Below are 10448 nucleotides of genomic sequence, written 5' to 3'. Positions count from 1 at the left end.
GGTGGAGCAGCCCGGTAGCTCGTCAGGCTCATAACCTGAAGGCCGCAGGTTCAAATCCTGCCCCCGCAACCAGCCTCGTTGTTTCTGTTGAGAAAACTCCAGATCAACGCAAGCCTACCCACAATTTACCCACGCCCGGAAGGCCTATAAACCATGGCCGGACTGGCGATAGGCCGGCAGGAGAGAATATCCTGCACCTGCCATTTTACCCTTTCCCTTTCGCCCTTTCCAAATAGGGCCTTTCCCCTTCATTCCGTCCCCTTAGCCCATTCCGTTCGGCCTTTTTCCATCTGCGCTTTTGCCGTTTGTGCTCGGTTCGCGGCTTGATCTGCCGCAGTGGTTCACCAGCAGGTTGCCGGCGAGCATCCAGCCGGCAACCCATGTGTTGGCTGCCACAGGCGCGGGCGCTACAGTTCGTAGCCTGAGCGGAGGCTGTCAAAGCCGACCTCTTATGTGGCCCGGAGCCAGAAAAGGCTTCTCATCGAACGATCAAAAGGGGCCGTTTGCAGAAGGGCAGGTTTTGGGGAGGCGGATGGCAGTAGCAGACGTTCGTCAGTGCGCGGTCATCGTTCGCTTGCGCCAACAAAGCGGTCTTCCGCGGCGCAAAACACGAGTGTTGAAAGCGGCCGTTCGTGCAACTGTCACTTAGGTCGCTGCGCCTCTGGCAAACATGGGGCAGTCCAATATGACCACTACAGCGAACAACGACGACGATCATTGCGACTGCGAGGTGCATGGGCATCAGCCCATCACATTCGTCTGCCCCCATATCGTGGGTCGAGCATCACCAGACACCGACGGGTTTGTCTCCTTTCCGCCGGAGGATGAAGATGACTTCAGGGATGCATGGTGTGAGGCCTGCGACTCCTACATGCAAAGCAAGGGAGGCGAGTGGATCGAACGCACCGTGGAGGTGGCTGGCGGCATCACAATTATATGTGTGCCGGGTGTTATCGCCAGGGCGAAGCTGATGCTCGCTTAGCGGGACGAAGGGCGATCCGATGCGGCTGAATTTGTGCGCGCCGCCTAGCGGCTCAAGCCAACCAGCGATAAGGTAGACCTTGAGGAGAGCCGCCCGTGAAGATCGATAATCTCATTATCAGCAATTTCAGAGGCATTCAGCGACTGGAAGCAAAAGACCTCGGCGACACCATAATTATTGCGGGGCAAAACGGATCAGGGAAATCGTGTGCATTTGATGCCATACGACTGCTGAAATCCACCTACGGTGGGTACCAACAAAACGAATGGCAGCACTTTTTCGGTGAATTTGCGATCCAGCTTCACGGCGGGACCACGCAGCTCAAAGGTCTCTTCAATGATTTGACTAGGCCCGTCCATCTCGAAGCACATTTTCAGTTGCGAGATGATGAAAGAGCATATGTCAACGCGAACGCCGCTGAACTGCTTGAAGAAACGATATGGCAGTCCGTATTGCCAGAAGCGTTCCAGTTTGGAGGATATCGCAAAGCCTTGTTCTCAGCGCAGTTTCGAGACCGAGAGCCAGAGGTCAAAGCGAGATTGGCGAACGAACTTCCGGAACTAGTGGAAGAGTTGGCGAAGCAACAGGTAACCGCGCGCGCCATCATTCTGCCTAACGGACAGGTGCAGCTTGAATCGTCCCGATTGCTGTCAGTTGTTTTCAGCAACTATCGACCAAGACAAATTGGTGTTGTCGATTTCCATGGGGCGCAAAGGCACTATGGTCGAGAAAATGTCCAAGGAATCAACCTTAGCCTAGATCAGGCAAACCAAAATCAAAGCGCGCATAGCTTATATAATTACAATAACAAGTACGCCAACGTGAAGAGCGAGATGGCGGGTAATTTCGTCAAGGAACTTCTTGCAGAGAAAGCGTCATCACCGACATCGGAGCCAGTAGCATCACTTTCCGATACCCTAAAAGAACTGTTTGAAGCGTTCTTTCCCGATAAATCATTCTCAGGACCGAGGCCAATGCCCGATGGGAGCTTGGCATTTCCTGTGAAAACTCAGGGAGGAAACGAGCATGACCTTGACGAACTAAGCTCAGGGGAAAAGGAGATCCTATACGGATATCTCAGGATACGCAGCTCGGCCCCAAAAAATTCGATTATCCTTCTCGATGAACCAGAGCTGCACCTAAACCCTAGACTGATCCGCGGACTACCTGAATTTTATCGCAAGCACCTTGGCGAAGCGCTCCAAAACCAGCTTTGGCTAGTCACGCATTCGGACGCGCTCATACGTGAGGCCGTAGGGAAGCCAGGGTTTAACGTGTTCCATATGCTTCCTTGTGGAGCTGAGGGCGCGGAAACTTCTCAGTTGCGCCCCCTTTCGGTCACGGATGATCTTGATGCCGTCCTCGCAGACCTTGTGGGCGATCTCGCCGCATATCGCCCGGGTGGGAAGGGGCTGATTTTTGAAGGCGGTGGTGATACCGATTTCGACAAGACCCTTGCCAGTGCGCTGTTCCCCGACGAGCTGCGCGGAATAAACCTGATTTCTGGAAGTAATAAGACACGTGTAAAGCTTTTGCATGAAGTTCTAGAGCGCGCATATGCGAAGGGCGACCTGCCTACAAAGTTCTACGCAATTACGGACATGGATAGCGATGGCCCCTCGGAGACCACGTCGACGGTAGGCAGGTTTCAATGGGATGTCTATCACATAGAGAACTATCTGCTTCACGGTCAATATATCGCAGACGTTCTTAACTCCCTTGGAATGACTGACACTTATACTGCCGCGACTGTCGAATCTAAATTTACAGAAGCCGCTAGGAAGGTGGTCCCGGCAATACTGATCCAGAAACTGAGGACTTTCGTTAACTCCCACTTGGTGGGCTGCATCGATCTAGGCTTCCCGCCCGAAAGCCTGACAATTGGGAAAGAGCTGTTTGGTGCCGCAAGTCGCTCAGCAGAACGCACGGCAAGGCTCATTGAGGGTGAGCTATCTGAAGCGAAGCTAATCGAAGCCGAACAGAGCTTCCGAACTGAGATAGAAGGAAGTTTCGCTGATGGCACATGGCGCAAGAAACTCCCGGGACGGGATATCCTGAAGCAGTTCACAGCGATCGTGGGGAGTCCGGTTGGCTACGAGGTGCTTCGGAACCTGATCGTCAGCCGCATGGTCCAAGAGGGTTACCAACCAGAAGGCATGAAGATGGTGATTGATCAGATCAGCTCAGCTTAATTCTCTTAGAGTCCGTCCCGGAAGTCATGTCGTTCGTGCGATACGTCGGATGAGGACCATCGGTGCGGCGGCGTAGAGGAAGGCAGTTGCGGAGGCGATGGTGGCCTCTGCGTCTTTCCAGAGGCGTCGATTTCGATTGATCCAGGCAAAGAAGCGTTCGACGACCCATCGCCGGGGCTGGACGGCGAAGCCGATCTGATCGGGCTTGCGGCGGACGATCTCGACGGCGATGCGGGTAGCGGTCGCGACGCGCGGACCTTGGTAGCCAGCGTCTGCGAAGACCTTCTCGATGAACGGGAACGGGCGCCGCGAGGCCGCCAGCAGCGGACCCGCCCCGTCGCGGTCCTGCACGCTGGCGAGATGGGCGAACAAGACGAGGCCGCGCCCGGCGGTATCGACGAGGGCGTGGCGTTTGCGTCCCATGATCTTCTTGCCGGCATCGTAGCCGCGCGGACCACCCGCTTGGTTCGTCTTCACACTCTGGCTGTCGATGATGCAGGCGCTCGGTGACGCCGACCGACCGCAGCGCTCCCGGTCGAGCATCAGCAGTGCATGGTTCAGCGCCTCGAACACGCCCCTGTCCCGCCATGCCGCGAACCAGCGATAGGCTGTGCTCTTCGGCGGCAGATCGCTCGGTAAAAGCCGCCAGGCGACGCCTCCGCGCATCACGTAGAAAATCGCGTTGACGATCTCGCGCACAGGCCAGGACAAGGGCCGCCCCGTCCGCTTCGGCGCTGGCAGCAGCGGCTCGATCAACTGCCATTCCGCATCCGTCAAATCCGTTTCGTATCGAAGCCCCGCACGACTATGCTGCCGGCGAGTGGCTGGGGTCCACATCGCTCGCTTCCCAAGATGGCCTGAACAACCCCTTGGAATCACGATCGCCCCAGCCCCTCAACCCTTTCGGGACGGACTCTTAGATGGCGGATAGCCCTTGGCAAGGTTGAAGCCCAAGGGCTGCTAATAGAGAGCCCGGCCAAGTCGCTTTTGAATGAGAATAGGGCGCAACGCTGATACGATGGCCCGCTGAAGGAAGTCCGCTATCCGATCTGCGCTCCTGAAAGGAGACTTTCCGGATCGTCCAACGACCTGCGCATTCCACCCGCATCGAATGGATGTCTGCTTTCAGGCGATCGGCGGCGCAGCTCCAACGACCGCCATGGCGGCGCATTCCAGTCGTCCAACGATAAGTATGCGGCATCTGACACAGGTTGTCTTTACGTATGCTTCCGCTGCCGCAGGCGTAAACGCTGCGGTTCGAGCATGGATGGATACCGTGATGGCTGCCTCCTGTATGTTCTGGAGCCGCTTTCGACCCCCCGCTGAAGGATGGCGCAGCGCTTCCTGCCTAGTCTGGAGCAGGTTTAATAGAGTAAGATTCGGACTCTACCCGTCTGGCGGACTCGCGCTGTTGGTTCGGCTTTCGCTGTTCGATGTTCTTTCCAAGCCGGGCCAGGGACTGCCCCAGAGGAGTGTCCCCGAGCGTGGACAGGGCCAGTTCTTCGAGGGAGAGGGATTTGTCGTAGGTTTCCAGCTCTGCCTGGCGAACCTCCTGCGCATGTTTGCAATCGTCGGGAAGCGAAGGAGGAAGCCCTCGCCAGCCCAGAAGCTGTTTCACCCGTTCGGGGAGATGCAGGCGGTATGCGTTGCTGGCCTGCCGCACCTGCGGGCCGCGTCCCTCTTGACCTGTCGGCACGTAGCGCCTGAGCCAGTCGAGAAACCCATGCGCGCGCAGGTTCTTGAGCGCCCGCACGATCGCATCGCGCGATCGCTTCAGCCGGCGCACCAGCGTGTCGAGCGACGGCTCCAGCCGGCCGGTCCTGAAGTCGACCAGGTTGACGAAATACTCCAGCACCTCGATCGCCACCGAGCCGAGCGGGCCGCAGCGCCGGCTTCTGCGGCGCAAGGCTAGTTCGTAGCGTTTTGCCGCAAGCAGGATGCGCCGGACCTCCTGCCGGCTCGTCCTCTTCCAGAACACGGCTTCGCACCGGCCGCACCGGTAGCTGTTCCTTCTGACCGGCGCGCGCGCCCGTTGCTTGTCCAGCACTCTTTCGAGCACCGTCCCAATCTGTTCGAACATGGGTCTTCACCCTTCCCGTTGGGGCGGGCGCGGCAGGGCAGCGGGCAAGGCTTCGGTCGAGACAAGGCTTCGCCCGTCCCGCAAGAGACAGCTCTTGCAAGCTCGTGGACGCTCGGCATCTTCGGGATAGGAGTTTGGGCCTCCCCAAGGAGCCTGCGTCTTTGACTGACCGGAAACCTTTCCTCGTCAACGAGAAGAGGCTTCTCCTACGCGCTCACCGCTGTTTCAGCGAACTTGCGATCCCGCGCGCGATGGCGAGGGCGGGCTTCCTCGAAGCCGATGAACAGGGTGCGGGCGGCGGACGACCGATGCCGCGCGGAAGACAAGGAGGCGCGCACCGTCGCAAGCGGAAAGCCTGCGAGCGGTAAAAGCCGCGCTGGCGATTGCGCGCACGATGACGAGCGACGGCGATCCGGCGAACCACCGGACGCCGAGAGGAGGATAAGACCCCGATGCGGATGCCGGGGCTGCGAACAGGCCGTGCCGCCGGCGCGGGCACCTTCGACAACGATGCCGGCATCTGTTTGACGGAGGCACGGCTGTGACAAGTATGGCTCCACCCTGCTGGCAGGGCCGACGCGTGCGAGGGAGCCGGAACGCGTCTGGATGGCCGTTTGGATACGGCCTTGCAGCAGAAGATGCACCCACGAACAGACCGCCTGCTGTGCCGGTCTTTAAGAACCCGCTCGTAGGTCAGTGCGGGATCACCATAGCAAACCGACGCCCTTCTTTCATTACCAAATGCGATGGAACCCGCCGAATCCATCGCCGTCCGTGACGGCATTGTCAGGGCCAGCATGGCCTGTCCGGCGGATTTGCGCCTGCGCGTGGCGGTACGCTTCCCTGCATCTTGGATGCGTCATCGCCCGATGTATGCGGCGACGATGGCGATCCTCTCATGGCCCAGTGACCGGCTGATCTGCTGCCGCGCCTCGGCGTCGATGGCGCGCTGCTCCGAGGTCAGCGCCTTCCTGTCCGGTCCCCCGGCGGCCGGCGCCTTCCATCCGGTCAGCACCTCGTAGCGGGTTTGTGCGTAGGCATGCCGCAGCCCGTGCATGTTGCTCAGGCCCGCCGCCTTGCACTGGCCGTCATAGACATGGCGCTGCTGAATATAGCTCCTCTGCGCAGGGATCAGCGAGCCGGAGCCGGCAAGCGCATGGGCCTGGTCGAGCACGGCGCGCTGTTCCGTGGTGGCGATTGGAATCATCCGTTCCCGCCCGCCTTTGCACCAGGACCCCTTGAGCGCGATGTGGTCGCCCCTGTCGGCATAGGCCGGCTGGAACTTGATCGCTTCCTCCCGCCGCAGGCCGAACGCCTCCTGCAAGCGAAGGCTCATATGGACATGCGCATCGGTCACGCGATCGAGGCGGCTGCCATCGAGGGCTTTCATCCTGTTGTTGCCGCTTCCGCTGTCGGCTGACTTTCGCTGCGGAATGCCGAGCGCCGCGTTGTCGGCGGGGATGACGCCGGCCTGCTTCAACTGTCGGGCGATCGTCGTCAGAGAACCCATCCGCTGCGCCTGCGTCATGGCACCGCCGTCCTTGTTTCGGCGGCACAGTTGCCTCAGTTCGTATGTCAAATCGTCCATGATCCATTCTCCAAACGTAATCATCGACCCGGGCGAGCGGGGCATTGCGATCTTCTCTCTGTCTTTCCGAGCGGCGGCATCTGGTCAGTGTGCATGCCATCCCGCATGAAGCGGGATGCCCCGAAGGGCCTATGGGCCAGGTGCGCTCGTGATCACCTGTTGCCTCGAATGAGGCGTCCGCCCTTCTTCCTGTGGGAAGGCCAGGCGGAAGGTGCACGGGACAGGCCGCGCGAGGATGAGGACGAGGCGGGAAACCTGCGTCATGGCGGTCGCCGGATCGGCTTGCCGCAGGGTGACGCACAGACGGAATGGATGACGATGTGATGCATGGAGGAAGCTCCTGGTTGAGGTGATGGAAGATGACGGCCGCCGCTGGACGGCATGGCCGAGGGCGGCGGCGGGAGACGCCGCAGCGGTTCGACGATGATGAAGACGACGCGACCGGCGAATGAACGCTGCCACAGCCAAGGAAGACCGGAAGGTTGGTGCCGCAGTCCGACAAGCGCCGGAGAACACCGATGATAAAGGTTGCCGCAGGGATCGGACGAGCCGCATGACGCATGCCGCCGCAGGCGAATTGCCTTTGAACAGGCAAGGGTGCGGCTGGTGGATGCCGGTGGAATGCCGGCCGGCCCGCACTGTGGCAGGGCTTGGAAAGCGGCGGGCAATGCCGCTGCGACAAGTATGGCTCCACCCTGTTGGATCAGGGCTGACGCGCTCGATGAGCCTGCGCGCGTCCTGGGGATGGCCGGTTGGGTACGGCCTTGCAGCAGAAGGAACGACCGCTTGCTGCGCCGGTCCCCGGTGTTCGAAACCCGCCGGGAGGTTCAGTGCGCGAGCACCCTAACAGACCATCGTCATGCGTGCATCAATAAATACGGTGAAGCGCTTCACCGTATTGTTGCGGCAGTCGCCTGGACCGTCACTGCGGAAACCAGTGACGATGCGGAAAGACATAATACGGCTGCGGCGAACCCCGTCATGAGACCGATCGGACGCCGCCCGACCGGCAAGGATTGCGGCACCATTCTACCGGTGCGAGTCTCTGCGGCAGAGAGAGGATGTCACCCATTTCCGCTACCGTGCAGTGGCTTGATGCCGCTACTTAGCTCTGCCCTATCAACTCCGAAGCTATGCGATCAGCCTCGTTTGCATTATCCGCAAGTCTGATGGGAATCCCCAACATAGCCTCCATCCCGGCCGCCTGTTTGTGCTGAAGATCGCCATCAGTGGTCGCATCGACGACTGATACAACACCCCGGCACAGGGCCGCCATTCTATCGCGGTTTTCCTTGAGCCAGAGAATCCAGCGCTTCTGATCGTCATGCGGCTGCTCGGAGCCGCGATGCTTGCCGGCCATCAACAGCACAAAGGTAGCTTCGTCGGACACCAACGTCTCGAAATCCGCGATCATTGCCTCGATTCCGCGAGAGGCCAATTCGCTGCCTTCAATGTGATGATCGGGAACCTGTCAGCGTTCAGGACGGTAAGCCGGGGAGCGTTCATGGTGTATCTTTCTTGCCGGTAGCGCGGGCTGGGGCGATGAGCCCGAGCAGGTAATCAAGCACCTGGTCATCATCGAGTGGGGCATCGCCAGTGACGGCAATGGCATCTTCGGTTTCTATGTCGCTATGCAGAAAGTATTGGATGAGGCCGCCGGCCGTGACCATCGCCAACCCGGCCGGAATGTCGTTGCGCACAATCCCGGCTTCTTGGGCTGTCGTGAACTTTGGGACAAAATGCTGATTGAGAAGTTTCGATCGTGCTTTGCGTTCCTCTATTGGCGCGCCTAGCACCCGCCAGAGCTGGAAGCGAAGCGCGCGGGGGTGCTCTCTCCAATATCGCTGGTAATTCTCTATCGCACGCCGCAGCGATAGGGCCGGATCGTCAAGTTCAGTTCCGACCGAGACGGCTTCCTGAAATTCTGCGGAAATCCGCTCTCCTACGAGTTTCCACAAACTTTCCTTGTCCTTAAAGTGATGGTGGATGAGGCCCGACGAAACTTCGGCCGCATCTGCGATGGCCCGCATCGTGGCCCCGGCAAAACCTACGTCGGAGAAAACCGTAAGCGCCGCTTCAAGGATTCGATCGCGGGCATCGACGGTCGTGTAAACGCGACGTAGTTCAGGCATGCCGGGGTTCCTCTCGCCTTGGCGACCTTCATACTGAACGACTGTATAGCGCGCTAACCGCATCGTCAATTTATGGCTTATTCTGATCCTAATTGTCCAGTTTGTACATTGACTAATTGTTTAGTCATGATGTTAATGCGAGTCATTTTCGGGGCCACCTGCGGCCCAAGCGGCTGAGAAGGGGCGGCAGCATGCGCAAGGGGACAAACAGGATGATGACAGAGATGAAGGGAAAGAAACTGCGCGCCTCGACTAGCGTTTTGGCGTTGGCCCTCACCGCCGGCCTGGTGCAGCCGAGCTTTGGTCAGGAGGCCGACCAGAACGCGGCGACGATGCTCGAACCAATCGTCATCTATGGCACGAAGCGGGATGACAAAGCGCAGGATGTTCCGCTTCCCGTAACCGTGCTTGGCGCGGAAAAGCTACAGCTCATGCCCAAGACCGGCTCGAACGCTGACATTGCGCGCTCGACGCCGAATTTCAGCTACGTCGATTACAGCGCCCAATACAGCAACGTAGGCATCATTCGTGGCGTGGGTTCATTCAGCCCACTGTCGGCCGAGGACACTTCCGTTGTTTACAACGTGGATGAAATTCCCCGCTCGGCCTATAGCATGCCAGTCACGATGCTGGACATGCAGCAGATCGAGGTGCTGCGAGGGCCGCAGGGAACCTTGTTTGGCCGAAACGCTCAGGGCGGCGCCGTCAACTTCATCACCAACACGCCTACATTCGACCGCGAGTTCAGCCTTCGCGGTGAGGTGGGCACAAACGGTCATCGCCTTGGTGAGTTCATCGCCAACGGTGCATTGATTGACGATGTGCTCGCCGGAAGGCTGGCTGTCCAATACACCGGCCGCGACGGCGATGTGCGCAATATCGTGACTGGCGGCAAGGAAGGAGGGTTCGATGTCGGCGCAGTTCGAGGCTCCCTCCTGTTCACCCCGGACGCCGACACCCGCGCACAGCTCACCTTCCACTACAACAAATCCGAAGACAATTCGTCGCGCTTCCTGCTCCGGGACTATCCCGATTTTCCAATCAGCGCCACCAATCCCGAAAACAAGTTCGAGCGCGAGAATTACGGGATCAATCTGCGCTTCGAGCACAATTTCGAAAGCTTCAAGTTCACGTCTGTTTCGAGCATCCAGCAAGATACGCTCGATCAGCGCATGGACCTGACGGATGGACTAATATTCTCGAAAGTCGCCCCGCTGTCGTTCGACTACTTCAATACTCCCGGCGTCGACCTCATGACCTATAACATGCGGGACCGAACCTATTTTCAGGAGTTTCGCCTGTCGTCGCTCGATGACAGCCCCATTTCCTGGGTCGCCGGCCTCAACTATTTCAGATCCGAATTCAGCGGGAAGCAGAATGGCGACACGTTCAGTATCCCTAGGCATTGTGGACGGATTTGACCAAGGTGAACCCCGCTGCGAGCGCGACGATGGCTGCGAAGTTGCGCTTCGTC

General features: G+C 59.1%; 8 protein-coding genes. 3 read left to right on the top strand and 5 right to left on the bottom strand.

The annotated features are described in order from the left end of the window. The first annotated feature begins 685 nt into the window (after positions 1 to 685). Positions 686 to 982 carry a hypothetical protein gene (locus tag ACIIOY_RS26440; RefSeq protein ID WP_411037657.1) on the top strand — a complete coding sequence of 99 codons (297 nt, stop codon included), beginning with the start codon at positions 686 to 688 and terminating at the stop codon, positions 980 to 982. A gap of 95 nt (positions 983 to 1077) precedes the next feature. Beyond that, complete coding sequence (locus ACIIOY_RS26435) at positions 1078 to 3174, top strand: AAA family ATPase (RefSeq protein WP_411037656.1); 2097 nt, start codon at positions 1078 to 1080, stop codon at positions 3172 to 3174. Between the two features lie 24 nt (positions 3175 to 3198). On the opposite strand, the gene ACIIOY_RS26430 is transcribed toward ACIIOY_RS26435, so the two are convergent. The 5 genes from ACIIOY_RS26430 to ACIIOY_RS26410 all read right to left on the bottom strand — a co-directional run bounded on the left by ACIIOY_RS26430 (position 3199) and on the right by ACIIOY_RS26410 (position 8974). Next, the gene (locus ACIIOY_RS26430; RefSeq protein ID WP_411037655.1) at positions 3199 to 4011 is read right to left on the bottom strand and encodes an IS5 family transposase; all 813 of its coding nucleotides are present in this window, start codon (positions 4009 to 4011) and stop codon (positions 3199 to 3201) included. A 511-nt stretch (positions 4012 to 4522) separates the two neighbouring features. After that, positions 4523 to 5254 (bottom strand): helix-turn-helix domain-containing protein, encoded by a 732-nt coding sequence (locus ACIIOY_RS26425; RefSeq protein ID WP_411037654.1) that lies wholly within the window; start codon positions 5252 to 5254, stop codon positions 4523 to 4525. 859 nt (positions 5255 to 6113) lie between these two features. Then, entirely contained in the window at positions 6114 to 6782 is a 669-nt protein-coding gene (locus ACIIOY_RS26420; protein WP_411037653.1) for an integrase domain-containing protein, read from the bottom strand. Positions 6783 to 7947: 1165 nt separating this feature from the next. Further along, positions 7948 to 8256: a hypothetical protein gene (locus tag ACIIOY_RS26415; RefSeq protein ID WP_411037652.1), complete on the bottom strand. Its 309-nt coding sequence runs from the start codon at positions 8254 to 8256 to the stop codon at positions 7948 to 7950. Between the two features lie 88 nt (positions 8257 to 8344). Beyond that, positions 8345 to 8974, bottom strand: coding sequence for a TetR/AcrR family transcriptional regulator (locus ACIIOY_RS26410; protein ID WP_411037651.1), 630 nt, complete (start codon positions 8972 to 8974; stop codon positions 8345 to 8347). Positions 8975 to 9186: 212 nt separating this feature from the next. On the opposite strand from ACIIOY_RS26410, the gene ACIIOY_RS26405 reads away from it, so the two are divergent. Next, entirely contained in the window at positions 9187 to 10395 is a 1209-nt protein-coding gene (locus ACIIOY_RS26405) for a TonB-dependent receptor (RefSeq protein WP_411037650.1), read from the top strand. The last annotated feature ends 53 nt before the right edge of the window (positions 10396 to 10448 follow it).

The organism is Shinella agrisoli, from assembly GCF_046557955.1.
In the GTDB taxonomy this organism is placed as follows: Bacteria; Pseudomonadota; Alphaproteobacteria; order Rhizobiales; family Rhizobiaceae; genus Shinella.
This window is presented reverse-complemented; position numbering and strand designations above follow the sequence as displayed.